Raw genomic sequence first — 24,328 nt, 5'->3', positions numbered from 1 at the left:
GGCGACGCGGTAGCGGAGATCACTCGGCTGAAGGCCGAGGACGGTGGGCCGATGAGGGTCGGTGGCGCAGCGCTCGCCGGGGCGGCGATGCGGGCCGGGCTGATCGACGAGTACGCGATCGTCACCCACCCGGTCCTGGTGGGTGGCGGCTCACCGTTCTTCACCGCGCTGGGCAGTCGGGCGAACCTGAACCTGCTGGAGACACGGACGTTTCCCGGCGGCGTGGTCCTGACCAGGTACGAGACGAGGCGCTGAACGACATTCCTCCGTGCGATCAGGAAAGGCCGTATGCCGATCTCCGCGCGTGCCACTCGCGTGTCGTACGGGACTGTCAACGGCGGTCGGGTTGACTCGATCGACAGACCGCAGGACGCTCGGGCACTCGATGATCTAGCTGGTCCGTACTGGTGAGCTTTCCGAGAGGACGAGCGATGGCTCCCACCGCGCACGGCGCCCACCCGTGGCGTCCGGACTTTCTCGAGGGCACCTCGTTCGTGGTCGGTGGGGCGAGCAGCGGACTGGGACGCGCGGTGGCTGAGCACCTCCTCGCCGCCGGTGCCCGTGTGCTGCTCGTCGGGCGCACGGCCTCCGCTCTTCAGACGACGGTCTCGGAGCTCGGTGAGAAGGCCTTCGCGTGCGTCGCGGACCTTGCTACCCGGGAAGGAGCCGACGTCGTCGCGGCCGAGGCGGCGGAGCGGTTCGGTGCCATCGCCGGGGTCCTCGTCAACGCCGGTGGCGGCCCGCCGGGTGCGTCCCCGTTAGAGGTGGCGGACGAGCAGTGGCGGTCGGCCTTCGACCTCTTGCTCGGCGGCCCGATGCACCTCGTCCGGGGTCTGCTGCCTATCACTGCTCCTGGGGGGTCGGTCCTGTTCGTCACCGCCACCTCGGTGCGCCAGCCGGTGCCCGGCCTCGCCGTGTCGAACGTGCTGCGCCCCGGCGTCGCTGCGCTGGTGAAGATGCTGGCCCAGGAGTTGGCCCCCGCCGTGCGGGTGAACTCGCTCGCGCCGGGCCGTTTCGACACCGAGTACGTGCGGCGGCTGGAGCGCACCTGGGCCGACGAGAGCGGGGTGCCCGCCGACGAGCAACGGCGGACGGCGAGCGCGCGCATACCGCTCGGCCGATACGGGGATCCCGACGAGTTCGGGCAGGCGGCGACCTTCCTGCTCTCGCCCGCTGCCTCCTACATCACCGGGACCTCGCTGCTCATCGACGGTGGTCTGGTGCCGGCGCTCCCCTGACCGGGCTCTCGTGGGTCATGGGGACTCGGGTGGACCACGGGTTCCGAGGTCGGCCGGCCCGTCCGAGCGCGCAGGCGCGGAACCGTGGCCGTGATCGGCGGGTTCTCGGGCCAGTTCGGCGCTGAAGACGGCCGACAGGACCAACAGGAGCCCGAGGATGACCAGCCACGAGACGAGGGCGACGGCGATTCCGACCAGGCCGTACTTCGTCGCCTCGTGCGAGATGACGGCGGGCAGGTAAATCCGCGAGAGGGCAATGACCACGGCTTGGCCCACGCCGTTGAGGACCGCCGCGGGGAACAACTTCCGCCAACTGGTCCGGCCGCTGAGCAGGACCCGCTGGACGGGCCACCACAGCAGGGTGCCCGCGACGGCGCTGATCAGCAGCCTGAGCAGGACATGGTTGGCGAGCGCGGCAATCACCGGTCCCAGCACAACGAGGGCGGTGAACCCGCCGATCAGGGCCGCGGATGACAGCAGCCCACCGGCGTAGCCGCGGAACCCGATGGACGGGAGCCTCCACGCCGCGAGATACGTCCGTTGCAGAGCGCGGGTGAAACCCAGGACCGACACGACGAGCAGGGCGGCGCCCACGATCGTGAGCGAGTCCATCCCGGGCGGTTGGTGGACCAGGGCCGACATCGCCGTGGCCGCGTCGCCGGAGAGGCCCAGACTGGCGATCAGCGCAGGTCCTGTGGACCGGCGGACCGGATCGGGGACCAGGGCGGAGATGACCACCAGCATCGGGATCAACCCGACGAACGCCTGCGCCGACAGAGCCAGAGCCCGGTCATAGCCGTTGATCGCGACCATGCGCCGAAACACGCGCATGACCAGGGCGCCCTCACGGCGCTCGATCAATGCGCCGAGACGATGGCCCCGGTCCATGGTGGCGGCCTCCGAGGACGGGGTAGAGGACCGGGATCGTCGGGGACGGACCGGTCCGGCGGCCCGGGGACCTCTCTTCTCAGGCTGGTTGCTCAGCGACGGGGAGGGTGTGCGTCGTGGACGCGGCCGCCGCGGCGAAGTCGACGACGTGGGGTCGCTGCGGGCGGCGGGCGGCGATGACGGCGAAGACGATGGTGGACGCCGCGAAGATTGCGAGTGCGATGCATGCCTCGGAGAACCCGGTGGCGAGGGCGTCGGCGTGTGGGACGCCCTCGGCGGTGGCGTCCGCGATCCCGGTGGTGTAGATGCCGGCGACAACCGCGGTCATCACCGCCCCGCCGACGTACCGGGCCATGTTGGACACGCCCGAGGCCTGCCCCACCTGATCGGCGGTGACGCAGGAGGTCGAGACGGAGGTCGCCGGCCCGTTGGTCAGCGAGAGTCCCGAGGCGATGGCCAGCAACGGCAGGAGGAACACGCCGTATCCCCAGGACGGGGAGACCGCGACGAGCACGCAGAACCCGACGGTCAGCAGCAGGAAACCACCCAGGACCACGGGCCGGGTGCCGAAGCGGTGGGCCAGCGGTGTGACCGCCGGCGCCACGAGGATCACGACGGCGGCCAGGGGCAGCATCGCGAGGCCGGCGGTCAGGCTCGAGAACCCGAGCGTCTCCGGGTCCTGGAAGTAGAGGCTGAGCAGGAAGCTCAGCGCGGCGATGGCCCCGGCCCCGACGAAGATCACCCAGGTGGAGGTGACGAGCTGCCGGTTGCGCAGCACGTTGAGGTCGATCAACGGGGACGCCACCCGTCGCTCGACGACCACGAAGCCGACCGCCGCGAGCACCGTCACGATCAGGCAGGCCAGGGTCGGCACCGAGAGCCAACCCCAGGACGACCCCTCGGTCATGGCGAACACGAACGGCACCAGGACGCCGGCGATCAGCGCGGTGCCCGCCCAGTCGATCGTGGGCGGGCGGTTCGGGTCGCGGGATTCGGCGACCCCGCGGACCGCGATCGGGATGCAGACGGCCGCGACCGCGGCGTCGATCCAGAACAGGCCCTGCCAACCGGTCAGCTCGTTGAGCACGCCGCCGATCACCGGTCCGCCCGCGGCGCCCGCCGCGGCGGCGGCACCCCAGAGGGAGACGGCACGCATCTGCGCCGGGCCGGACGAGGCGACCGAGAGCAGGCTCAGCCCGCAGGCGAGGATCGTGGACCCTGCGGCCCCCTGGATCAGGCGCCCGAGCACGACCATCAAGCCGGTCTGCGCGAGGGCGATCAGCACGCACGAGATCACGAAGAGGGCCAGCCCGGCCACGAAGACCCGGCGACGGCCGAAGACGTCACCCATCGCGCCCGAGGTGACGATCACTGCGGCCCCGACCAGCAGGTATCCGGTGACGGCCCACTGCAGGACCGACACCGGGGTCTGGAGGTCCACGCTGATCGAGGGCAGCAGGATGCTCACCGCCGAGGTGTTCGCGTTCACCACCAGCGTCGAGATGCAGGCGACGAGCATGACGGCCCGGCCCGGTCGGATCCCGGTGCTCGCGGTGCCGGTGGGAGCAGTCACCAGGACAGCCTGGGTGTGGGCGTCGTCCGCCACATCACCCGAACAGGACGACCCGTCGGATCGCGTCCGGGTGCGCCCGAGCCGGCCGGCCTGCCTATCGCGTCGTGGCGGACACCGTCGGGTCGGTGGCCGGGGCACCGCTCGACCGGGCCTGTTCGGTCTCCCGGGCGAGGGCCCGAGCTTCGGCGTTCGCGTTGAAGTCCGCGAGCTCCTTCAGGAGGGACCGTCGAATCTTGGGCTGTTGGGACAGCGCGACGGCGACGATGGTCAGGAGGACCCACATCGCGAGGCTGCTGAGGATGACGAAGATCGCGGGGAGGAAGGCGCTACCTAGACGCGAAGCCCATTCCTGAGCCGCGAACACCCGCCAGAGCAGCATGATGTTCACGAGGTAACCGATCAGGTAGGACACCGCGAAGACCGTGGCGAACTGTCTGAGGGTGCCGTCCTTCCGACGGTGCAGGATCGGCTCGTCGCGGATCGGCACCACGACGGACAGGACGTTGCCGACACCCAGCCACAGCACGATGAAGGAGATCATCAGGGCGCAGGCCTTGAAGAACGCGGCGAGGTCGCCCGCTCGCCAGGCGAGCAGGCCGCTGAGCAGGAAGCCGATCGGAGCGACCAGGCAGACCAGGGCCAGGTTCTTGGTGACCAGGAGGTGCCACAGTCGGGCGCCACTGTCGAGAGCGGCCCTGACGCGCATGGCGTCGAAGCTCATCGCGTTGAGGCAGACCGCGCCACCCATGACGACCGAGATCGCCCACAGGCCGAGGTAGGGCAGCCACGCCTGGGCCCGGTCCCATTGGAAGACTCTGATGAAGCCGAGGTAGAGCACGCCGAGCGCCAAGCCGATCGCGAGGCTCTTGATGATCGAGCGCGGCTTGCGCGAGAGCATGTACACGATCTCGCCCCTGACGCCGTGCGCCAGCGCCGGCCCGTGCCGGGTGACCGCGTTGCGCCCCTGAAGCGTGGCGTGCCCGTCGATCGTCGCCGCACCGGGCTCGGCGTCACCGGCGTCGATGCGGGCGAGCCGGGCATCGAGGACCGCGAGATGCGCTTCGAGCAACGCCAGCCGCGCCACGGTCACGGCGGCGGCCGCGTCGGACTCGGCGCGCGCGGCATCGGCGTGGCCGACCGTCGGAGGTGGGTCGCTCCCGGGTCCCGTCGCTTCGTGGGGGCGAGGTTCCGGCGTGTCGGGGCGCCCGTCGAGGAATGCGCCCCGGAGGCGGGCCCGTCGGTCGCTCAGCACGGGCCCGGAGGAGAGCCGCTCCAGCTCGTGCTGTTCGGTGATGGCGCCCTGCACGCGACGTCGTAGGGCGTCGACGTCCGTGCGTTCCTTCCACCTCGATGCGAGCGCAGCCCGCTCGGCGGCGCCTGCGCGCTCGACCAGCTCGGTCAGATCATCCACGGCGGACACGGCGACTCCATCGACGACGGCAGGTCGCGGCGGCGGTCCCGTGCGTCCATACGAGCTCGAGACAAGCCGCCCCGGCCCACGCCCGCATCACCCCGCTCGGATGACTCGTGGACTCCGCGGTCTTGCTACGTCGCTCGAGCCCTGAGACCACTTCGGGACCCGCGCAGGCAGTGGGTCAGGTCAGCCACGTCGGGCGTCCTCCGGGAGGGTCGCGGTGGGGAAGAGGCGTCGGCGTGCGCCACTGCCGAGGCCAAGACCGCCGCCGCCTGCGGATGCGTCGAGTTCACCGCACGGCTCCAGGTCGCTAACCCTCGACGAGAATCGCCTCGGGCGACGTCCTGGCGGTCACCGGGTCGGCGTGCCGGTGGACTACTCCCCAGACATCGCCGTCCCGTCGAAAGACGTGGGTGACCCGCAGAATGCTCGGTGACATCTCGGCGCGCCCGGCCACGGTCTGTTCACCTCGCTCGAGGCAGACGGTGTAGCCGAATTCCTCGCCGCAGTCGCTGACGAGTACCTCCTGTTCGGTCCATCCTCCCTCGAAACCGGACGCGGCCCAGTCCAGGCGTGTAGCGACCTGATCCCACCCGACCTCGTGGGCACCCCGACCCCCGAAGATGCTCACCTGGGCCCCGTGCGACCAGCACTCCTTGTACGGCCCCGCGTCGCCGTTCACGAATTCGTTGATGGCCCGGCCGACTCTCGCGACGGCCTCGTGGAATTCGTGCGGCCCAGTGGTCATGTCGTCCTCCGGTCTCCGACGTGCTCGCAGCCCTGACGTCGGGTCGACGTGTCAGTGGCCTGCGACCAGATCATGCGCCGTTGCCGGGCCACCCGGGACGTGGACATTCCTCCGCGCCCGGCGCTAATTTGCACGCTGAGTTCGCTGCACCCAGGACCTCGGTGTCGCCCGAGAACGATGGCCGACCCCTGGGCGGAGTGCAGAGCCATGATCGTGCCGGACCCGCCACGTCGCGTGGCAACGACGCCGAGCGACCCGGTCGGGCGAGCACGGTGGCGGGTTGGAGCGGTCTGGCTCGCGGTGTGCGCGGTCCTGGCGGTCGCGGGCTGTTCGGTGGCTCCCTCGGCGGCGTCGCCGACGACCGGTACGTCCCCGGTGAAGACGATCGATCCGGCGGCGCTCCAGGCCGCGGTCGCCGCGACCGCCACCGAACTGAAGATTCCCGGCGCCGTCGTCGAGGTCCGCACCCCACAAGGCGATTTCACGGCCGCCGTCGGCACGACGCAGCGGGGCGCCGGGGTGCCACCGAGCGGTGACACCCATGTCCGGATCGCCTCGATCACCAAGACGATGACCTCCGCGGTGATCGTCCTGCTGGCGCAGGAGGGCAAGCTCCGGTTCAGCGACTCGATATCGACGTACGTCCCGGACGTGCCCGACGGCGAGCACATCACCATCGCCAACCTCCTGCAGATGCGCAGCGGCCTGTACGGCTACACGAACGATCCCGCGTTCGCGGCGACTCTCGATGCCGAGCCGGCGAAGGTCTGGACCGCGCAGGAGGTGCTGGCCATCGCCTTCCGGCACCCGCCGTTGTTCCCACCCGGCACCGCCTACGACTACAGCAACACCAATTACGCCCTGCTCGGCCTGGTCGCCGAGAAGGTCGACGGCAAGCCGCTGGGCCAGGATTTCCAGGACAGGTTGTACGGCCCGATCGGGCTGAAGCAGACCGTGCTCCCGGCGAGCACGGAGACCTCGATCCCCGACCCCTACTCGCACGGCTACATGTACGGGGGCTCGGCGTACGCCCTGGTCGACACGCCCTACCCGCCCGACGTCCAGGCCGCGGCCAAGGCGGGAACGCTGCAGCCCATCGACTACACCAACCAGAACTCGTCCTACGCGACGGCGGCCGGCGGGGCCATCTCCACCGCCGACGATCTCGCCATCTGGATGCGTGCTCTGGTCGAGGGGCAGGTATTCAACGCGGATTTCCAGCGACAGTGGTTGGACAGTCCGCAGCCCACCGACCCCGCTGAGCCGGCAGCACCCCAGTACGGCTACGGCATCGAGCGGCAGGACTTCGCCCCGGACGTCACCATGTACTACCACTTCGGCGAGCTCCCGGGATTCAACGCCTTCAGTGGCTACGATCCCGGCAACAAGGTGACGATCGTGCTGTGGAGCAACCTGACGGTGTCGCCGGACAGTCGGCCCACGGCGAATGCGCTGCTGCTGACGGCGGTCGATCAGGTTTACCGGCTGCCCCCGCCGGTCCCGGTGTCACCGCCGACGACCACGCGTTGACGGGACCATGGGGCCCATTCCACCAGGAATGAGCGGGACCACCGGCGTCACGGCGCGGGCACGAACCTGAGAAAGGCTGGACGCCGGGGAGAGGGTCGGCCACGCTACGTGCAGGTGGCCCGGACCTCGCCGTCCAGAGCCCCCGCGCGACGCGGGAGCGACGTCGTCGGGGGAACGGTGACTGGCATGGCACGAGACCGGCTGCGCGCCGAGAACGACCTGCGTCAGGCAGAGACGTTGATCGCCCGCCTGCGCGGGGTGACCGTCGACGACGCGGCCCGGGCGCTCACCGACCACGCCGGGCTCATGGGGATCTCGGTCATGGACCTGGCGGGCGCCGTGATCTCCGGCCGGGCGATCGTGGGGCCGACCCGACGCCCGCGCACTCCTGGTGGTCGGCCCACTCCTGACCCGATCTGACCGGCTTCGCCACGGTGTCGCTGACTCATCGCAACAGATCCATTCTCCTGCGATGACTGGAAGACGGCCGACCGGGTGAGCGCGGACGCCGATCATGGTCTGCGGTGGGACCGTGACCAGTATTTCTGATCGGCAACCGTGAGGACGTAGCCATGGCAGTCATGAGTCCGGCCCAGTTCGACGAGACGTGGAGTGCGAATTTCAACGCCGCCGATGCGAATGCGTTGGTGGGTCTGTACGAGTCCGACGGCGTCCTGATCCCCGAGCCCGGCGGCAAACCGCTGGTCGGGCACGAGGCGATCGCCGAGTTCGCGAACGGCTTCTTCGCGATGACGCCGCGGATCGACCTCCGCACCCAGGTCATCCTCGAGCGGAGCTCCGACGCGATCGTCTACTCGAACTGGTCCATGACGGGCACCGGCCCGGACGGTCCCATGGAGATGGAGGGACGCGCGACGGTTCTCCTGCGTCGGCAGGCCGACGGTTCCTGGCTCGCCGCGATCGACGATCCGTGGAGCCAGGGGTAGCCGCCGACGGCAGGGAGTGGATCTATTCCACGTACCGGGAGATGTTGATGACGACGCCGTGGGGGTCTCGGACGAAGAACCGCCGGATCCCCCAGGGCTCGTCGGTCAGCGGATAGACGATCTCGTACCCGCGCCGCCGCGCGTCCGCGTAGGCGGCGTCCACGTCGTCCACCTTGATCGACAGTGCTGACTGCTCGGGTGCCGTGGCGTCCCCGGAGACGAGGCTGACCTGCACCGACGGGTCCGTCGTCGACCGGAAGCTCGCGATCCAACCCATGTCGAGGTCCTTGGCCAGCCCCAGGAACTCCTCGTAGAACTCGTGGCCGGCGGCGGCGTCGTCGACGTTCAGGTTCGGGATGATGCGCCGGACGGACATGCGGGGTGCCCCTTCGTGGGTCGTGGGTCGTGGGTCGTGGAGAGCCCGATCCTGCGGCGTCGGGTCTCCGGGTCATGACCATCATGGGCGTCGGTCGATCAGGATCGGAGAAGCGCCGGGCACCCCGTCGCGCCTAGCGTGATCGCCGAGCCGGACCAGCCGCGCGAAGCGGACACCCTGGTCGGGCGCCGGTCGATCGAGGACGGAGACGCAGATGAGCAGCGCCACGAGGAGGAACAGCGCTCCGCCCGCCCCGTCCGCGCCGCACGCCGCGGACGGCCACGACCTCATCCGCGTCCTCGGCGCCCGCGAGAACAACCTCGCCGACGTCAGCGTCGACCTCCCCAAGCGCCGGCTCACGGTGTTCACCGGCGTCTCGGGCTCGGGCAAGAGCTCGCTGGTCTTCTCGACGATCGCCGCCGAGTCGCAGCGGCTGATCAACGAGACCTACAGCACCTTCGTCCAGGGCTTCATGCCGACGCTCGCGCGGCCCGACGTCGACGTCCTCGACGGCCTCACGACGGCGATCATCGTGGGCCAGGAGCGGATGGGCGGCGACCCGCGCTCCACCGTCGGCACCGCCACGGACGCCGGCGCGATGCTGCGGATCCTCTTCAGCAGGCTCGGCGACCCGCACATCGGCTCGCCGCAGGCGTTCTCGTTCAACGTCGCCTCGATCAGCGGCGCGGGCGCGGTCACGATGGAGCGCGGCGGACGCCAGGTGAAGGAGCGCCGCGAGTTCAGCATCACCGGCGGCATGTGCCCGCGTTGCGAGGGTCGTGGCGCGGTCTCCGACTTCGACCTGTCCGCCCTGTACGACGAGGAGAAGTCGCTCAACGAGGGCGCGCTGACCATTCCCGGCTACAGCATGGACGGCTGGTTCGGCCGCATCTTCCGGGGCAGCGGCTACTTCGACCCGGACAAGCCGATCAAGAAGTACACGAAGCGGGAGCTGAACGACCTCCTCCACCGGGAGCCGACCAAGATCAAGGTCGAGGGGATCAACCTCACCTACGAGGGTCTCATTCCGAAGATCCAGAAGTCGATGCTCTCGAAGGACGTCGACTCGATGCAGCCGCACATCCGGGCGTTCGTGGACCGCGCGATCGTCTTCGGCACCTGCCCGGAGTGCGGGGGCACCCGGCTCACGGAGGCCGCCCGCTCCTCGAGGATCGAGGGGATCAGCATCGCGGACGCCTCGTCGATGCAGATCAGCGACCTGGCGGACTGGGTGCGCGGGATCGAGGACGCTACCGGGGACGAAGCGCAGCGGAGCTCGACCATCGAGGGGGTGGCGCCGCTGCTCGGGACGCTGCAGGACACCCTCGACTCGTTCGTGGAGATCGGGCTGGGCTACCTCTCGCTCGAGCGGCCCGCGGGCACCTTGTCGGGCGGCGAGGCGCAGCGCGTCAAGATGGTCGGCCACCTCGGCTCCTCGCTCACCGACGTCACCTACGTCTTCGACGAGCCGACGATCGGGCTGCACCCGCACGACATCGCCCGGATGAACGACCTGCTGCTGCGCCTGCGGGACAAGGGCAACACGGTGCTGGTCGTCGAGCACAAGCCGGAGACGATCGGGATCGCCGACCACGTCGTCGACCTCGGTCCCGGCGCGGGCGGCGACGGCGGCACGATCTGCTTCGAGGGCACCGTCGAGGGGCTGCGCGCCAGCGGCACGATCACCGGGCGCCACCTCGACGACCGCGCGTCGCTCAAGGAGACGGTGCGGACGCCGTCGGGAGCGCTGGAGATCCGCGGGGCCGACTCCCACAACCTGCGTGACGTCGACGTCGACGTCCCGCTCGGGGTACTGGTCGCGGTCACCGGCGTCGCGGGGTCGGGCAAGAGCTCACTGATCCACGGCTCCGTCGCCGGACGGGACGGCGTGGTGGCCGTCGACCAGGCGCCGATCCGCGGCTCGCGGCGCAGCAACCCGGCGACCTACACCGGCCTGCTCGACCCGATCCGCAAGGCGTTCGCCAAGGCCAACGGCGTCAAGCCCGCCCTGTTCAGCGCGAACTCGGAGGGCGCCTGCCCGAACTGCAACGGCGCGGGGGTCATCTACACCGACCTCGCGATCATGGCCGGCGTGGCCACCACCTGCGAGGTGTGCGGCGGGAAGCGGTTCTCGGCCGACGTGCTGGAGTACACCTTCGGCGGCAAGGACATCAGCGAGGTCCTCGCGATGTCGGTGACCGAGGCCCGGGAGTTCTTCGGTTCCGGCGAGGCGAAGACACCGGCCGCGCACACCATCCTGGGGCGGCTCGCCGACGTCGGGCTCGGCTACCTGCGCCTCGGCCAGCCGCTCACCACGCTCTCCGGCGGCGAGCGGCAGCGGCTCAAGCTGGCCACGCACCTGACCGAGAAGGCCGGGGTCTACGTCCTCGACGAGCCGACGACGGGTCTGCACCTGGCCGACGTCGAGCAGCTCCTCGGCCTGCTCGACCGCCTCGTCGACGCCGGGAAGTCGGTCGTGGTCATCGAGCACCACCAGGCCGTGATGGCGCACGCGGACCGGATCATCGACCTCGGTCCGGGCGCCGGGCACGACGGCGGGCGAGTCGTCTTCGAGGGGACGCCCGCCGAACTCGTCGCCGCCCGCTCGACCCTCACCGGCGAGCACCTCGCGGCCTACGTGGGCGCCTGAGGGGCGCGGTCGCGCAGCCATCCGGCCGCGAGCGGGCCCAGCTCGTCCAGCTCCTTGTAGCCGGAGACCTCCGGCGACAGCGTCTCCAGCACCGAGCGCAACCGGGCCGCCCACGCGGGCACGAGCGCAACCCGCTCCAGCGGCAGCAACCGGACGCCGATGAGGAAGAGCACGCTCCCGGTGAGCGGGAGCCGGACGAGGTGCTGCACCTCGGTGCGCAGGTGCACCTCGCGGCCGGGCTCGGCGACGTCGAGGGCGTGCCGGCGCGGGCCCCAGTCCGGGAACGTGTCCAGCGAGAGGTCCGGGCGCTCGTCGAGCTGCAGGCCCCAGTTCAGCCGCCGGTAGGCGTCGCCGGGGTGCAGACGCAGCAGGAAGCGCTCCGCCCGCTCGAAGACCCGGCTCGCCTCGTCGCCCGGGACGGGAGCGTGGAGCTCGGAGAAGCTCATCCCGGCGTCGAACCCGATCGACCAGGCCGAGGCGAACACGACCATCCCGGCGTCGAGCCGGAGCCGGTCGTCGCGGGCCCCGAGGACGACGACGTCCTCCTCGACCTGCCGTTCCGCGAAGGTCACCGGGTGCTCGGGCAGCGAGGCGTCGTCGCCGACGACGAAGTCCTGCGCGATCCCGAGGCGGCGGTTGCGCCAGCGGTACCGGTCGCCGTCACGCTCCAGAGTCGCCTCCGACGGCCGTTCGCGGGCCATCCGATCGAGCAGCCAGAGCATCGCGTCCCAGGACGCCGCGCGGGCGTGCGGCGCGGCGACGAACCGGCGCGGCTCGCGGTCGAGGATCTCCGAGCGGAGGCGCACGACCGCCGGGTGCGTGGCGCCGACGTGCAGCCGCTCCGGCGTCGTCCGGGCCGGCCAGAACGCGGTTCCGGTCGCCGTCGCGGCACAGGCCATCCGCCACGGCCCGAGCACCCTCGCCCACGGCGAGCACGAGGTGCGGTGCCCGGCCGGGCGGCCTCGGCGTCGTCATGGCTCCCTCCGCAAACGCAGGGTGGCCCCCATCATAGAGCCTCTGACCTGCAGCGATGCACCGCATCACCCCCGACGGCGGCACAGGCACCCCTCCTCGACAGTAGGGTCGCCGTGTGAAGGTCCTTCTTCTGGAGAGCATCCACCCGACCGCTGCGGACGCGTTCCGACGAGCCGGGCTCGAGGTCGAGGAGCGGCCGGGGTCGCTCTCCGGCGACGAGCTCGCCGACGCCCTGCCGGGCGTCTCCGTGCTCGGGATCCGCTCCAACACCAAGATCACCGCCGAGGTCCTCGACGCCGGGAAGGATCTCCTCGCGATCGGGTGCTTCTGCATCGGCACCAACCAGGTCGACATCGAGGACGCGGCCGAGCGTGGCGTCGCCGTCTTCAACGCCCCGTTCTCGAACACCCGCAGTGTCGTCGAGCTGGTGCTGGGCGAGATCATCGCCCTCGTCCGGCGGCTGCCCGAGAAGACCCAGCGGATGCACGAGGGGATCTGGGACAAGTCGGCCCGCGGCAGCCACGAGTTCCGCGGTCGCACCCTCGGCATCGTCGGTTACGGGAACATCGGGACGCAGCTGTCGAACATGGCCGAGGCCGTGGGGCTCCGGGTGATCTTCTACGACACCGCGGACCGGCTGGCCCACGGCAACGCCCGCAAGGTCGACTCGTTCGAGGAGCTGCTGGCCGAGGCCGACGTCGTCACCCTCCACGTCGACGGCAGGCCCGGCAACGCCGGACTGTTCGGCGCCGAACAGTTCGCCCTGATGAAGGACCGCTCGATCTTCATCAACGCCTCCCGCGGGATGGTCATCGACGACGACGCCCTGCGCGAGAACATCCTGTCGGGCCACCTCGCCGGCGCGGCGATCGACGTCTTCCCGGTCGAGCCCAAGGCCCAGGGCGACACCTTCGAGTCCCCGTTGCGCGGCCTCGACAACGTCATCCTCACGCCCCACGTCGGGGGGTCCACCCAGGAGGCCCAGGAGGAGATCGGTGGCTTCGTCTCCACCAAGCTCCTCTCCTTCGTCGCCACGGGCGGCACGGCGCTCTCGGTCAACCTGCCGGAGGTGGCGACGCCACTGGCGCCCGGCTCGTTCCGGCTCGCCTACCTGCACACGAACAAGCCCGGGGTCCTCGCCGGGATCAACCAGCAGCTGCACGACGCGGGCGTCAACGTGATCGCGCAGGCCCTGTCGACCCGGACCGATCACGGCTACGTCGTCGTCGACACCGACGCTCCGGTCCCGGAGGAGGTGCTGTCCGAGCTGCGGCGTGCCCCGCAGACGGTCTGGCTCCGGACCTGGGCTCCCTGATCGATTCCTGGTGGTTGCCCGGCGAGGTCGGCAGCCCCACGGGGTACAGGACCGTTGCCGGACGCCTCGGGGGGCGTCAGGAAGCGGGCCGGAGCTGACTCGGGGGTCAGCTTCGGCTCCGCGCACCGTGCCCGGCCTCCGCGCGGTCACTTGATCAGTTGCTGCGCCTCGCGGAAGGCCGGGTTCCGGCTCGAGCCGAGCCATTCGAAGACGACCATCTCCGTGGTCACCACGTCCACGCCGTGCGCGCGCATCCGTGCGACGGCGGCGTCGCGGTTCTCCGGGGACCGGCTCCCGACCGCGTCGGCGACCACCGCCACGTCGTGACCCGACGCCCGGAGCGCCAGCACGGTCTGCAGGACGCACACGTGGGCCTCGCAGCCGCAGACGACCACGGTCGATGCCGGGAAGGACAGGTCCGCGGCGAAGGTCGACTTCGCGACGGCGGGTGTGGGCAGCAGCGCCGCGACCGGCTCGACGGTGGGCCCCAGCTTGGCGGGGTCCTGCTCGGTGGTCGTCACGCCGACGTCGAGGCGGACCGCCGCCCGGACGAGCCGCCCGGCGTTCTCCAGGACCGCAGGCGCCCCGGTGATCGCGGGCATCAGCCGCTCCTGCAGGTCGACGACCAGCAGGACCGAGGAGTCCGCGGACAGGGCAGGCATGGCGCGACCCTAGGCCCGGTTGCGGCGCGACCGCACGACGCCTAGACCAGCATCCATGACGAGCGCAGCGGGCCTGACCGACCGCGTCGAGCACTACCGGGAACGGTTCGCCACCTTCCTCACGATCGAGGTCGGGCCGCTGGAGGAGGAACTCGCGCGCCGGGACGTCGGCACGCCGTACAACCCGCGCCTCGACGACGCCGGGCGGATGCACCCCGCGGTCTGGGAGGCCCGGCGCGAGGCCCAACGGCGCTCGGCCAAGGCCGGGCTCTACTGCCCGCACGTCGGCGAGGCCTCCGGCGGCGGTGGCTTCACCCGCGCCGAGATGCAGCACGTCGAGGAGTTCGTCTACCACCGCAGCGGCCTCGGGCTCGGGCTCGCGGCGCTGGGCTGGACCGAGGGCGCCAACGCCGCGATCGAGCACTGTTCGCCGTCGGCGCGGGAACGCTGGCTCGCCCCGCTCGTGTCCGGGGAGATCACCGCGGCGTTCGCCAACACTGAGATCTCGGTCGGCACCGACGTCCTCGCCATGGAGACCCACGCCCGCCGGGACGGGTCCGACTGGATCCTCGACGGGCACAAGGCGTGGATCACCAACGCCCACTTCGCCGACGTCCTGCAGGTCACCGCCGTCACCGAGCCCGGGGCGGGCACCCGGTCGCTGACGATGTTCCTCGTGGACGCAGGAGCGCCCGGGGTCACCCGCGGCCGGGACATCCCGACGATGCTCGACGACGGCCTGACCGGGGAGCTGGGATTCGACGGGGTCCGCATCCCGGCCGAGGACGTCGTCGGCGAGCCCGGCGACGGCTTCGCCCTCGCGATGGCGTGGATCAACTGGCGGCGGATGTGCCGCGGCGGGATGTGCGCCGGCTGGGGGTCGTGGTTGCTGGAGCGGGCGGTCGACCGGGCCGGGACCCGCACATCGGGCGGGAAGCCCATCGGCGAGCTGCAGGCGGTGCAGCACCTGCTGGCCGACATGGACGCCGACGTCTACACCGCCCGATCCGCCTCGCTGACCGCGCAGGTCGAGCTCGACGAGCTGCCCGGCGGCCCGTACGGGATGCCGCTGCACCCCGACGCGCCGCGCCTGATGAGCCTGATCAAGGTGGTCAACGACGAGGCGTTCTTCCGCGTCGCCGACCACGCGGTGCAGGTCCACGGCGGCACCGGGCTGCGTCTCGGCTCGCCGGAGGAGAAGCTCTTCCGGATCGCCCGCAACCTCAAGATCCCGGCAGGGACCGTCGAGATCCAGCGCAACGCGATCGCGCGGGGCCTGCTGAAGCGGACCAGCCGGGCGGCGTCGCCCCGATGAGCCTGGCCGCCGTCACCGGCCGCTTCCAGCCCGTCCACGCGCAGCACCTGGAGCTGTTCGCCCACGCGCTCACCCGGCACGACGAGCTCGTCGTCGCCGTCACCAACCCGGACACCGGCGCCCGTCGTCAGGAGGGGACGTCCGCGCACCGCCACACCGACGCCGCCAACCCGTTCACCTACTACGACCGCGTCCGCCTGCTCACCGCCGCGCTGGCGGACACGGGCCTCGCCGACCGTGCCGTCGTCGTGCCCTTCGACCTGACGCGCCCGCACCTCTGGCCGGAGTACGTCCCGCTCCGCGCACAGCACTACGTCCGGGCCTACTCGGCCTGGGAGAAGGACAAGGCCGCCCAGCTGAGCGCGGGCGGCTACGAGGTGACGGTGCTCGACGGCGATCCGGTGACCAAGCTCGACGCCGCCGCGATCCGGGCGGGGTTCGACGACGGGTCGTGGGCCGCGCTGGTCCCGCCCGCGACGGTCCCGGTCCTGCGCACGCTGCTGGCCGCCCGATGAGTGCGATCCCGCCGCCCGGCTACGGCGAGACCCAGCCGCGGCTCGTCGACGACCGGCTGCCCGTCGTGCTCGTCGTCCTCGACGGCCTGGGTGACCGGCCGGTCCCCGCGCTCGGGGACCGCACGCCGTCGGAGGCGGCCCACACCCCGGTGCTGGACGCGCTCGCGGCCCGTGGGTGCTCGGGATGGCACCTGCCGTTCGGCTGGGGTCGCGCGCCCGCCTCGGAGCTGGCGCACTGGGCGATGTTCGGGTTCGCCGGAAGCGGGGCCGGGTCGGGCGCCGACGGGGGCGGGGCGGGAGCCGTCCCGTTCCCCGGCCGCGCGGTACTGGAGGCGCTCGGCGCCGGCCACGACGTGCCGCTCGGGACGGCGGTGACGCACGCGGCGCTGCGGACGTCGGCGGTGGGCGGGGACGGCCGGGTGTGGATCACCGGTCGGGTCGCCCCGGACGACGCCTCCGACGCGGCAGCGCTGCTCGACGTGCTCGGCCCCGTCGTCGCACGCCACGGCGCCGAGCTGCTCTCGCTCGGCGGGCGGGGCGAGGCGCTGCTCGTGCTCCACGGTCACGCCGACGGCGCGGTCACCGATTCCGACCCGTTCTTCGAGGACCGTCATCCCTGGTTGCGGGTCCTGCCGACGGTTCCGGAAGCGTCCCCGGCGGGAGCGGCCACGGCGGAGACCCTGAACGCCCTGCTCCTCGACGCCCGCGCCACGCTCGTCGACCACCCGGTCAACCGCTCCCGATGGGCGCGCCCTGCGCTCGACGTCCTGACGACGAAGTGGTCGGGCGCCCGGGAGGCCCAGCCGGACTTCGTCGCGCGGACCGGCGTCGCCGGGGCGGCCGTCACCAGCACCCGCCTCTACCGCGGCCTCGCCCGCCTGCTCGGGATGGACCACCGCCACCTGGCCCCGGTCGCGGACGTGGGGGAGGACCTGCGGGCGCGGCTGGCGTGCGCGGAGGAACTGATCGCGGCGGGAGCCCGCTTCGTCCACGTCCACACCAAGACCACCGACGACGCCGGCCACACCAAGGAGCCCTGCGCCAAGCTCGAGGTGCTCGAGGCGGCCGACCCCGGGCTCGCGGGCCTGCTCGATCTCGCCGACCGCGCGGTCGTCGCCGTCACCGGGGACCACGCCACGCCCTCGACGGGCGGCGTGCTGCACACCGGCGACCCGACCCCGCTCGTCGTCGCCGGCCCGACCGTGCGCCCGGACCCGGTCACGGCGTTCGGCGAGGCCCCGGCGGCGTCCGGGTGGTACGGCGCGATCCGGGCGGCCGAGCTGTTGCCCCTGCTGTTCGGGCACGCGAACCGGCCGGTGTTCCTCGGGCACCGCGCCACGGCGCACCGGACCCTCGCGCTCCCGGACGACCCGGAACCGATGACCGGACTCAGCGGGGGGTCGTCGGCTGGAGGACCGCCTCGGTGAGCGCCTCCGTCCGCAGATGCGTGCCCTCCTGGTACCCGGGGTCGCGCACCATCGCGGAGAACGCCTGCCGGTTCGGGTACGACACGAGCAGCACCGCGTCCCAGGCCTGACCCGGCTCGGCCACCACCGCGTCGGCCCCGTGCCCGAAGTAGACGATGCTCGCGCCGACCTTCTCCGCATACGTCCGGAAATGGGCGATGTAGTCGTCGTAGCGTTCCGCCCCGCCCTCGGCGAACCGCAGGAGGTTGAGCATGACGACGGGCTCGCCGGGATTCGCGGCGAGAAACGCCTTCATGTCCGATCCGGTCGGATTCACGGCCATGGACGTCACACTACGGCGGCCGGGAGATCGCGACCTCGTCGGTAAACGGTGGCAGACTCCCGGTGATGACGACCACACCGACGGCGCGGGACACCGGGACGGCCACCGCCGTCGCGCCCTCGCGACCGCCGGTGGACGCACCTGCGCGGAAGCCGGTCGCCCCAGCGGCGCCACCCGCCCCGGCCCCGGCCCCGCCGCGGTCGTCGTCGACGCCGTGGATCCTCTCGCTGCTCGTCCTGGTCACAGGCATGTTCATGTCGGTGCTCGACGTCAGCATCGTCAACGTCGCGATCCCGTCGATGCAGAAGGACTTCGGGGCCACCACCGACCAGATTCAGTGGGTCTCGACGGCGTACTCGCTCGCCCTGGGCGTGATCGTGCCCGCGAGCGCCTGGCTGGGGGAGCGGCTGGGCCTCGGCCGGGCATACGTCGGGGCGCTCGTCGCGTTCGGGGCCGGGTCCGCGCTCTGCGGGCTCGCCTGGGACATCAACTCGATGATCATCTTCCGGATCATCCAGGCGATCCCAGGCGGAATCATCCCCGTGGTGGCCTTGTCGATGGTCTACCGGCTCGTGCCGCGCGAGAAGATCGGCGCGGCCATGGGGCTCTACGGGCTCGGGATCGTGTTCGCCCCGGCGGTCGGGCCGACGCTGGGCGGCTACCTCGTCGAGTACGTCGACTGGCGGCTGATCTTCTTCATCAACGTCCCGATCGGCATCCTGGGCGCGATCGCGGCCCTGATCTGGTTGCCGTTGCCGAAGGGGCTGAAGGGCAAGAAGTTCGACTTCCTGGGCTTCGCCGCGATTGCCACCGGCCTGTTCTCGCTGCTCCTGGCGCTCTCCGAAGGGGAGTCCTGGGGATGGACGTCGTACCCGGTGCTCATCCTGTTCACGGTGGGCGCGCTGTGCCTCGCGCTGTTCGTCGTGATCGAGCTCGAGGTCGACGAGCCGATGCTGAACGTCCGCGTGTTCAAGTACTGGGCCTTCACGAACTCGCTGATCCTCATCGGGGTGCTCTCCGTCGGCCTGTTCGGGGTGCTGTTCTTCATCCCGCTGTTCCTGCAGCAGACCCAGGGGCTGGGCGCCTTCGACACCGGCCTCCTGCTGCTCCCGCAGGCCGTCGTCATGGGCGTGCTCATGCCGGTGGCCGGACGGATCTACGATCGGTTCGGGCCACGCTGGCCCGCGGTGATCGGTCTGTCGATCCTCGCCATCGGCACCTGGATGCTGCGGGACCTCTCGGTGACCTCGTCGTGGACGGACCTGCGCTGGATCCTCATGTTCCGGGCCATCGGGATGGGGCTGGCGATGATGCCGATCATGACGGGCGGGATCTCCGCGGTACCCCCGGACCAGGTCACCGGGGCGAGCGCCTTCAACAACGTCACCCAGCGGACCGCCGCGGCGATGGGACTCGCGGCGCTCACGGCCCTGCTGGGCAGCCGGCAGGCCCAGCAGCTCGCCGACACCGGCGGAATCATGGGCGTGACGTCGGGCGGGACGAGCGGTGCGGGGGTCTCCGCCGCCGCGTCGGGTGCCTCCTCCGCGTCGGGTGCCTCCTCCGCGTCGGGCGCCTCCGCGCCCGGGGCGAGCGGCGGGATGTCGCCGTTGCTCGAGCACTACATGACCTACACGCAGGCACAGGCGAGCGCCTTCACCACCGCGCTGGACAACCTCATGATCGTCACCGCCGTGCTGACGGGGGTCGGGGTCGTGCTCGCGTTCTTCCTCCGCAGCGGACGGGCCCCGTCGACGGGCGGCCCGGCGGTCGTCGAGGCGTGATCTCCGCGCGTCCGTGAGGTCACGACGCGCGCGGCGGGCGCAGGTGGCGCAGCTCGTCCGCGACGACGGTGCCCGCATCGCGCAGCAGGCGCGTGCGCTGACCCTTCTTCGTGACGAGTGCCCCGGCGAGCGCGGTGAGGGCGAACGGGACGGTGAACAGCCGCCCGGGCGGGACGTCGTGGTTGAGGACCTGGAGCAGATGCCTGCTCCGTCGTGGGTCGGCGGCGACCCGGCGCAGCACCTCGCGCTGCAGCAGCGGGAGCGGGCCCGCCGCGCCGAGGTCGCGCGCGAACCAGTACATCGCCCAGGCGTCCCGGTCGCGCCAGGACCACCAGCGCCGGAGGGCGTCGTCGAGGTCGGGTGCGCCGGCCTCGAGGCCGCGGACCACGACGGGCGCGAGCGTGGTCGTCTGGCGCAGCGCGTCCGCGATGCCCTGGCCCGGGGTCGGATCCTTGAAATGGCCGGCGTCGCCGACCAGGACCCATCCCGGTCCCGCCGAGCGGCGGAAGTAGCCGTGCCACTCCGGCACCACGTGCAGCGGGCCCGTCCGCCGTCCGGACGCCACGACGGCGTCGAGCTCCGGCCAGTCGCGCAGGCCCTCGGCGAACGCGGCCGGTCGGTCGGCGAGCACCTCGGCCTTGCGCTCCATGGACACCGCGACGACCGCCATGAAGCATCCGCCGTCGGTGGGGCTCGCCAGGAAGCCGTGATCGCCGATCCGGCCCAGCCAGACGTGACCCGTCGGGTGGTCGGTGCCCTCGAAGTAGCCCCACACGAACAGTCGCCCCGGCGGGGTGCGGCGGTACTCCTCGGCTCCGGCCAGTCGCGCGACCGTGGAGCGGGCGCCGTCGGCGCCGACCACCAGCCGCGCCCGCACCGGCCCGTCCCCGGTGAGGACGCCCACGACCCGGCCGTGCTCCTGCAGCAGCCCGGTGACCGCGGTCCGGGTGCGGATCTCGGCTCCGGCCTCCGCGGCCGTTTCCAGCAGGACGGTGTCCAGGACGTGGCGCCGCAGGTTGAGCATCGGCGCGCCCAGCAGTTCGTCGGCGTCGTCGAACTCGATGCGCGCCTCGTCGACGACCAGCGTGCCGCGGTTGATCGGCTCGGTGAGGGTCGCGAGCCGCTCGAAGCAGCCCAGCTCGCGCAGGATCGCCACCCCGGCCGGCTGGATGCCGTGGGTGGACGGGACGTCGCTGGGGAAATGCGCCCGGTCGTGGACGCACACACGCAGCCCGGCGCGGGCCAGCCGGATCGCCAGCGAGGCGCCCGCGCAGCGCCCCCCGACCACCACCACGTCGAACTCGTCGGTCGACACGTCGCCCCCCACCGGTCAGAACATCGTCGTGACGGAATCATGGACTGATCGACCCGGCGCGCTCTACACGCATGTCCGACGGATGCCGGGGCTGATCGAGCACCGGTGCCGCCCGGCCCGGGCCCCGCTCCGTGAGCCGAGATGCGGGTACCCGGGAGACATGTTCAAGGTGATCGGCATCCTGAAGCGACCCGAAGGCATGTCCGCCGACGAGTTCCGCCGCTGGTGGTTCGACGAGCACGCGCCGAAGGTGAGGCGCTGGCCCGGCCTCGTCGGGTATCACCTGAACATGGCCATCTCCGACGAGGAGGAGTTCGACGGGGTCGCCGAGGTCTGGTTCGACTCCGAGCGCTCGGCCCGCGAGGTCTTCTCGACCCCGGAAGGCGCAGCGGCACGGGAGTCGGCGCTCGGAGGGGCCGGGCGCAGCGTGATCTTCGTGGCCGAGGAGACCGTCATGGTGCCCCTGGCGGAAGCGCCGACCTGATTCACGGTGCGGCGTCGGCGGTCGCGACGCCTGCGGCCGCCATGCGGGCACGGGTGCGGTCGACGGCGTCGCGCAGCCGGGGCTCGGCCTCGTCGAGGGACCGGGTCACCACGTGGTCGGGTCCGTACCGGCGCCGGATGTCGTCCCAGCGCTCGTCCGGCGTCATCGGCTCCCCGGTGGGCCCGCAGACCGCATCGCAGTACCAGAGCGCGTCGCGGGTGGCCGAGACCTCGTCGTCGAACCGCTCGAGCCCGGTGATCTCGCGCAGCCGGGCCTCGACGGCCGCGCCGCTGTGGTGGGCGAGGAGGGCCGCCACCCGCCGGTCGTAGCCGCGGGCGGCGAGGAACCGGGCCCCGTCGAGCGGGTGGAACCCGGTGCGGGCGAGTACGGGGGAGTACCCGACGTCGTGCAGGACAGCCGCGACGACGAGGGGCTCGCGGTCCATTTCCGGCAGCTCGGCGAGCCGGATCGCCTCGCGGGCCACCGCCTGGGAATGGAGCCATCGGGCGGGCAGGTGGTCGGCCAGGGTCAGCTCGGCGAGCGCCCTGGCGTCCGCGAACGACGGCACCGCGCCGACACTACGAGAGCGATCAATCGACCGACGGCAGATCCGCGGTGTGCTCGTCGAACAGCCGCGTGAGCTCGGTGCGGACCCGGTCCCGCACGACGTCGACGGTGATTCCGAGATCGTCCAGCACCTCGTCGGCGACCCCGCCCGAGCCGAACAGCCCGAGCAGGAGGTGCTCGGTGCCGACGAATCCGTGCCCGAGCTCGGTGCTCTCCTCCGAGCTCCGGTCCAGGGTCCGTCTGGCACGGGGTGTGAAGGGGATGCGCGCGGGCGGGGCCGACTCCTCGCCGGGGTGCAGCCTCGCGCGGGTCGCGGCCTCGACGTCGGTGCCGGTCAGGGCGGACAGCGTCTGCGCGCCCAGTCCCTCGGACTCGCCGAGAATGCCGAGCAGCACGTGCTCGGTGCCGACGAAGTGATTGCCCTGCTGGCGCGCGACCTCCTGGGCGCCGACGACGACGCCCCGGGCCCGCTGTGTGTAGTGCGCGAAGCGTGATCGGCTGCTCTGCTGCGCGGCCTGCCTGGACACGCCGAGGGCCTCGCCGATCGTCGCCCAGGACGCGCCCGCCTCCTTGGCCCGGGACACGAAGTACCCCACGAGCTGCTCACCGGCCTCGGCCAGGGTGTAGGCGCGGGTCTGGGCTTCGCGGACCCGCTCGACGGGGCTCGCCCCGGGCGTATGGGACTCGACGTCGGCGATCAGCTCGCCGACGCTCACCGTGGTGGTCATGGGTCAATCGTGGATTGACGTGACGGAGATGTCAATCCACGATTGACGGACCCTGGTGTCGTCGGCGCCACTGCGCCGCCGCCGCCTCCAGCGCTGCGGCGCCGAAGAAGCTCGCCATCGACAGGATCACGCACCCGATCCACGCGCCCCAGCCGGCCGCGCCGGCGCCGACGGCCGCCCAACCGTCGCAGGGGTCAGTGCCTCACCAGCGGACCGCACCTCGGGTCGTCGTTCGCCATGGCGAAGGGGATCAGCGAGAAGAGCGTGAACAGACCGCCGACGCCGAGCAGTGCGACGACGTTCACCCAGCTCAGCACGGTGGCCGTGGAGTTGGACCCTGCTCGTGCGCGGCCGGGTCGGGGAGCGGAGAACTACTCAGGGGTGTACCGGACGGTCGTGGTTCCGCGAGCGTTACTCAGATCGACAGGACGGGGTGATCTGTTCGCTTCGTCGGGATTGAGCTGATCGACGGCTAGTGGTGTTCGAACATGTGTTCGATACTTGTCCGGTGACCGCGATTGCCGATCCGCCACCGTGGCGAGAGCCGGACCCCGACCCCGACGACGGGCCCGATGATCCGCGCCGGGCGGAGAGCTCCCCGGACGACCGGCTGCCGGACGACGAGGCCGTTCTGCCGGACGACGACGCAGTCCAGGGCGACTCCGGGTGGGCCGTGCCCGGGCTCGGGACGGGTGACGACGGCCGGGGTGGCGTTGGCGCAGATGACGACGGCGCCGGTGGGCTCTCGCGGTCCTCGATCGCGGCGCTCGGTGAGGCCGCGGCCGCGTGGACCGCGTTGCGGGGCGCGCAGGCCCGCTGCTACCGCGCCCTGACCGGTCTCCACGAGTCCGATGCGGTCGCCGAGAGCGGGTACCGCAGCACGTCCCGGCTGCTGACCGACCACCTGCGTATCGACCCCCGGGAAGCCACTCGGTTGCAGGGCCACGCCCGGTCGCTGGCCATGAGGGTCTCCCCGAGCGGCCGCCGAGACTCCGCCGAGCTGCCCGCCACCGCCGCGATGGTCGAGGACGGGGTGATCGGGCCCGGGCACGTCGAGGTCATCCGCCGCACCATGCGCAGGCTGGCCGCGGTCCGCGGGCTCGACGCCGACACCCTCACCACCACCGAGGCCCAGCTCGCCGAGCTGGCCACGACCCACAGTCCCGCGGCCCTCGCCGAGGCCGCCACCGCGATCCTCGCTCTCCTCGACCCCGACGGCACCGCCCCCGACGACGATCCCCCGCCCGAGAACGAACTGCACTACCTGCGACGCCGCGACGGCAGCCTCGTTGGCAAGTTCACCTACCGGGACCCCGCTGCCGCCGAGACCCTGAACACCGCGCTCACCAGCGCGACGCCACCCGACGAGACGACCGTCCTCGTGGACGACCCGGCGCCCGAGTCCGGCGAGCAGACGCGCGGCGCGGACCCCGGAGCCCACGCGCTGCGCACCCTGCCCGCGCGCCGCGCTCAGGCGATGCTCGACCTCGCCTCCGAAGCCCTGACCCGCGGTCTCGACCTCGACGACCCGGCCGCCCGCCGGACCGGCGACGGCCTG

The 24,328-nt window shown here is 71.8% G+C and carries 24 protein-coding genes; 13 read left to right on the top strand and 11 right to left on the bottom strand.

Annotated features, from left to right (window positions below; genetic code table 11):
• Both VGI02_RS05390 and VGI02_RS05385 read left to right on the top strand, forming a co-directional pair.
• A partial coding sequence (locus VGI02_RS05390) for a dihydrofolate reductase family protein (RefSeq protein WP_331626247.1) occupies positions 1-255 on the top strand: 255 nt, incomplete at its 5' end.
• 176 nt (positions 256-431) lie between these two features.
• Positions 432-1,238 carry an SDR family oxidoreductase gene (locus VGI02_RS05385; protein WP_331626246.1) on the top strand — a complete coding sequence of 269 codons (807 nt, stop codon included), beginning with the start codon at positions 432-434 and terminating at the stop codon, positions 1,236-1,238.
• Between the two features lie 15 nt (positions 1,239-1,253).
• Here the strand turns inward: VGI02_RS05385 and VGI02_RS05380 are convergent, their stop codons facing one another.
• From VGI02_RS05380 to VGI02_RS05365, 4 genes are all read right to left on the bottom strand, one after another.
• Positions 1,254-2,126, bottom strand: a complete 873-nt coding sequence (locus tag VGI02_RS05380) for a YhjD/YihY/BrkB family envelope integrity protein (protein ID WP_331626245.1) — start codon at positions 2,124-2,126, stop codon at positions 1,254-1,256.
• Between the two features lie 79 nt (positions 2,127-2,205).
• Entirely contained in the window at positions 2,206-3,699 is a 1,494-nt protein-coding gene (locus tag VGI02_RS05375) for an MFS transporter (protein ID WP_331626244.1), read from the bottom strand.
• Between the two features lie 94 nt (positions 3,700-3,793).
• Positions 3,794-5,119: an MFS transporter gene (locus VGI02_RS05370; protein WP_331626243.1), complete on the bottom strand. Its 1,326-nt coding sequence runs from the start codon at positions 5,117-5,119 to the stop codon at positions 3,794-3,796.
• A 304-nt stretch (positions 5,120-5,423) separates the two neighbouring features.
• A complete protein-coding gene (locus VGI02_RS05365) occupies positions 5,424-5,861 on the bottom strand; it encodes a nuclear transport factor 2 family protein (protein WP_331626242.1) in 438 nt (145 codons plus the stop codon).
• Positions 5,862-6,236: 375 nt separating this feature from the next.
• On the opposite strand from VGI02_RS05365, the gene VGI02_RS05360 reads away from it, so the two are divergent.
• From VGI02_RS05360 to VGI02_RS05350, 3 genes are all read left to right on the top strand, one after another.
• Positions 6,237-7,391, top strand: coding sequence for a serine hydrolase domain-containing protein (locus VGI02_RS05360; protein ID WP_331626241.1), 1,155 nt, complete (start codon positions 6,237-6,239; stop codon positions 7,389-7,391).
• 186 nt (positions 7,392-7,577) lie between these two features.
• Complete coding sequence (locus VGI02_RS05355; RefSeq protein ID WP_331626240.1) at positions 7,578-7,811, top strand: hypothetical protein; 234 nt, start codon at positions 7,578-7,580, stop codon at positions 7,809-7,811.
• A gap of 152 nt (positions 7,812-7,963) precedes the next feature.
• Entirely contained in the window at positions 7,964-8,338 is a 375-nt protein-coding gene (locus tag VGI02_RS05350) for a YybH family protein (RefSeq protein ID WP_331626239.1), read from the top strand.
• Positions 8,339-8,360: 22 nt separating this feature from the next.
• On the opposite strand, the gene VGI02_RS05345 is transcribed toward VGI02_RS05350, so the two are convergent.
• Positions 8,361-8,714: a VOC family protein gene (locus tag VGI02_RS05345; protein WP_331626238.1), complete on the bottom strand. Its 354-nt coding sequence runs from the start codon at positions 8,712-8,714 to the stop codon at positions 8,361-8,363.
• Positions 8,715-8,928: 214 nt separating this feature from the next.
• Here VGI02_RS05345 and VGI02_RS05340 point away from each other — a divergent pair, with 214 nt between their 5' ends.
• Positions 8,929-11,364, top strand: a complete 2,436-nt coding sequence (locus VGI02_RS05340; RefSeq protein ID WP_331626237.1) for an ATP-binding cassette domain-containing protein — start codon at positions 8,929-8,931, stop codon at positions 11,362-11,364.
• On the opposite strand, the gene VGI02_RS05335 is transcribed toward VGI02_RS05340, so the two are convergent.
• A complete protein-coding gene (locus tag VGI02_RS05335) occupies positions 11,349-12,281 on the bottom strand; it encodes a heme-dependent oxidative N-demethylase family protein (protein ID WP_331626236.1) in 933 nt (310 codons plus the stop codon). The two genes, VGI02_RS05340 and VGI02_RS05335, sit on opposite strands and share 16 nt — an antisense overlap.
• 173 nt (positions 12,282-12,454) lie before the next feature.
• On the opposite strand from VGI02_RS05335, the gene serA reads away from it, so the two are divergent.
• Positions 12,455-13,654 carry a phosphoglycerate dehydrogenase gene (gene serA, locus VGI02_RS05330; RefSeq protein WP_331626235.1) on the top strand — a complete coding sequence of 400 codons (1,200 nt, stop codon included), beginning with the start codon at positions 12,455-12,457 and terminating at the stop codon, positions 13,652-13,654.
• 146 nt (positions 13,655-13,800) lie between these two features.
• Here the strand turns inward: serA and VGI02_RS05325 are convergent, their stop codons facing one another.
• The gene (locus VGI02_RS05325) at positions 13,801-14,316 is read right to left on the bottom strand and encodes an isochorismatase family protein (protein ID WP_331626234.1); all 516 of its coding nucleotides are present in this window, start codon (positions 14,314-14,316) and stop codon (positions 13,801-13,803) included.
• 55 nt (positions 14,317-14,371) lie between these two features.
• Between VGI02_RS05325 and VGI02_RS05320 the strand changes: the two genes are divergently transcribed.
• The 3 genes from VGI02_RS05320 to VGI02_RS05310 are packed head-to-tail and all read left to right on the top strand — an operon-like array spanning position 14,372 to position 17,573.
• Positions 14,372-15,631 (top strand): acyl-CoA dehydrogenase family protein, encoded by a 1,260-nt coding sequence (locus VGI02_RS05320; RefSeq protein WP_331626233.1) that lies wholly within the window; start codon positions 14,372-14,374, stop codon positions 15,629-15,631.
• Positions 15,628-16,146, top strand: a complete 519-nt coding sequence (locus VGI02_RS05315) for a cytidyltransferase (RefSeq protein ID WP_331626232.1) — start codon at positions 15,628-15,630, stop codon at positions 16,144-16,146. Before VGI02_RS05320 ends, VGI02_RS05315 begins: the two co-directional genes overlap by 4 nt.
• The gene (locus tag VGI02_RS05310) at positions 16,143-17,573 is read left to right on the top strand and encodes a phosphoglycerate mutase (RefSeq protein WP_331626231.1); all 1,431 of its coding nucleotides are present in this window, start codon (positions 16,143-16,145) and stop codon (positions 17,571-17,573) included. Before VGI02_RS05315 ends, VGI02_RS05310 begins: the two co-directional genes overlap by 4 nt.
• On the opposite strand, the gene VGI02_RS05305 is transcribed toward VGI02_RS05310, so the two are convergent.
• Complete coding sequence (locus VGI02_RS05305) at positions 17,536-17,895, bottom strand: DUF1330 domain-containing protein (protein WP_331626230.1); 360 nt, start codon at positions 17,893-17,895, stop codon at positions 17,536-17,538. The two genes, VGI02_RS05310 and VGI02_RS05305, sit on opposite strands and share 38 nt — an antisense overlap.
• Before the next feature lie 65 nt (positions 17,896-17,960).
• Here VGI02_RS05305 and VGI02_RS05300 point away from each other — a divergent pair, with 65 nt between their 5' ends.
• Positions 17,961-19,676: a DHA2 family efflux MFS transporter permease subunit gene (locus VGI02_RS05300; RefSeq protein WP_331626229.1), complete on the top strand. Its 1,716-nt coding sequence runs from the start codon at positions 17,961-17,963 to the stop codon at positions 19,674-19,676.
• 19 nt (positions 19,677-19,695) lie between these two features.
• Here VGI02_RS05300 and VGI02_RS05295 read toward each other — a convergent pair whose 3' ends face one another.
• A complete protein-coding gene (locus VGI02_RS05295; protein WP_331626228.1) occupies positions 19,696-20,991 on the bottom strand; it encodes an FAD-dependent oxidoreductase in 1,296 nt (431 codons plus the stop codon).
• A 160-nt stretch (positions 20,992-21,151) separates the two neighbouring features.
• Here VGI02_RS05295 and VGI02_RS05290 point away from each other — a divergent pair, with 160 nt between their 5' ends.
• Entirely contained in the window at positions 21,152-21,475 is a 324-nt protein-coding gene (locus VGI02_RS05290) for an EthD family reductase (protein ID WP_331626227.1), read from the top strand.
• A gap of 1 nt (position 21,476) precedes the next feature.
• Here the strand turns inward: VGI02_RS05290 and VGI02_RS05285 are convergent, their stop codons facing one another.
• Entirely contained in the window at positions 21,477-22,043 is a 567-nt protein-coding gene (locus VGI02_RS05285; RefSeq protein WP_331626226.1) for an HD domain-containing protein, read from the bottom strand.
• Positions 22,044-22,065: 22 nt separating this feature from the next.
• The gene (locus VGI02_RS05280; protein WP_331626225.1) at positions 22,066-22,770 is read right to left on the bottom strand and encodes a Clp protease N-terminal domain-containing protein; all 705 of its coding nucleotides are present in this window, start codon (positions 22,768-22,770) and stop codon (positions 22,066-22,068) included.
• A 508-nt stretch (positions 22,771-23,278) separates the two neighbouring features.
• Between VGI02_RS05280 and VGI02_RS05275 the strand changes: the two genes are divergently transcribed.
• A partial coding sequence (locus VGI02_RS05275) for a DUF222 domain-containing protein (protein WP_331626224.1) occupies positions 23,279-24,328 on the top strand: 1,050 nt, incomplete at its 3' end.

This window comes from Actinomycetospora sp., assembly GCF_036497245.1.
Taxonomy (GTDB): Bacteria; Actinomycetota; Actinomycetes; order Mycobacteriales; family Pseudonocardiaceae; genus Actinomycetospora.
The sequence above is the reverse complement of the archived record's forward strand: the minus strand, read 5'-3'. Positions and strand labels throughout refer to the sequence as shown.

Bases quoted from the DNA above. Each gene is read 5' to 3' on its own strand.
- VGI02_RS05280 (WP_331626225.1), bottom strand. From the start codon at position 22,770: ATGACCACCACGGTGAGCGTCGGCGAGCTGATCGCCGACGTCGAGTCC.
- VGI02_RS05380 (WP_331626245.1), bottom strand. From the start codon at position 2,126: ATGGACCGGGGCCATCGTCTCGGCGCATTGATCGAGCGCCGTGAGGGC.
- VGI02_RS05345 (WP_331626238.1), bottom strand. From the start codon at position 8,714: ATGTCCGTCCGGCGCATCATCCCGAACCTGAACGTCGACGACGCCGCC.
- VGI02_RS05310 (WP_331626231.1), top strand. From the start codon at position 16,143: ATGAGTGCGATCCCGCCGCCCGGCTACGGCGAGACCCAGCCGCGGCTC.
- VGI02_RS05365 (WP_331626242.1), bottom strand. From the start codon at position 5,861: ATGACCACTGGGCCGCACGAATTCCACGAGGCCGTCGCGAGAGTCGGC.
- VGI02_RS05340 (WP_331626237.1), top strand. From the start codon at position 8,929: ATGAGCAGCGCCACGAGGAGGAACAGCGCTCCGCCCGCCCCGTCCGCG.
- VGI02_RS05315 (WP_331626232.1), top strand. From the start codon at position 15,628: ATGAGCCTGGCCGCCGTCACCGGCCGCTTCCAGCCCGTCCACGCGCAG.
- VGI02_RS05300 (WP_331626229.1), top strand. From the start codon at position 17,961: ATGACGACCACACCGACGGCGCGGGACACCGGGACGGCCACCGCCGTC.
- VGI02_RS05385 (WP_331626246.1), top strand. From the start codon at position 432: ATGGCTCCCACCGCGCACGGCGCCCACCCGTGGCGTCCGGACTTTCTC.
- VGI02_RS05325 (WP_331626234.1), bottom strand. From the start codon at position 14,316: ATGCCTGCCCTGTCCGCGGACTCCTCGGTCCTGCTGGTCGTCGACCTG.
- VGI02_RS05290 (WP_331626227.1), top strand. From the start codon at position 21,152: ATGTTCAAGGTGATCGGCATCCTGAAGCGACCCGAAGGCATGTCCGCC.
- VGI02_RS05320 (WP_331626233.1), top strand. From the start codon at position 14,372: ATGACGAGCGCAGCGGGCCTGACCGACCGCGTCGAGCACTACCGGGAA.
- VGI02_RS05355 (WP_331626240.1), top strand. From the start codon at position 7,578: ATGGCACGAGACCGGCTGCGCGCCGAGAACGACCTGCGTCAGGCAGAG.
- VGI02_RS05305 (WP_331626230.1), bottom strand. From the start codon at position 17,895: ATGGCCGTGAATCCGACCGGATCGGACATGAAGGCGTTTCTCGCCGCG.
- VGI02_RS05350 (WP_331626239.1), top strand. From the start codon at position 7,964: ATGGCAGTCATGAGTCCGGCCCAGTTCGACGAGACGTGGAGTGCGAAT.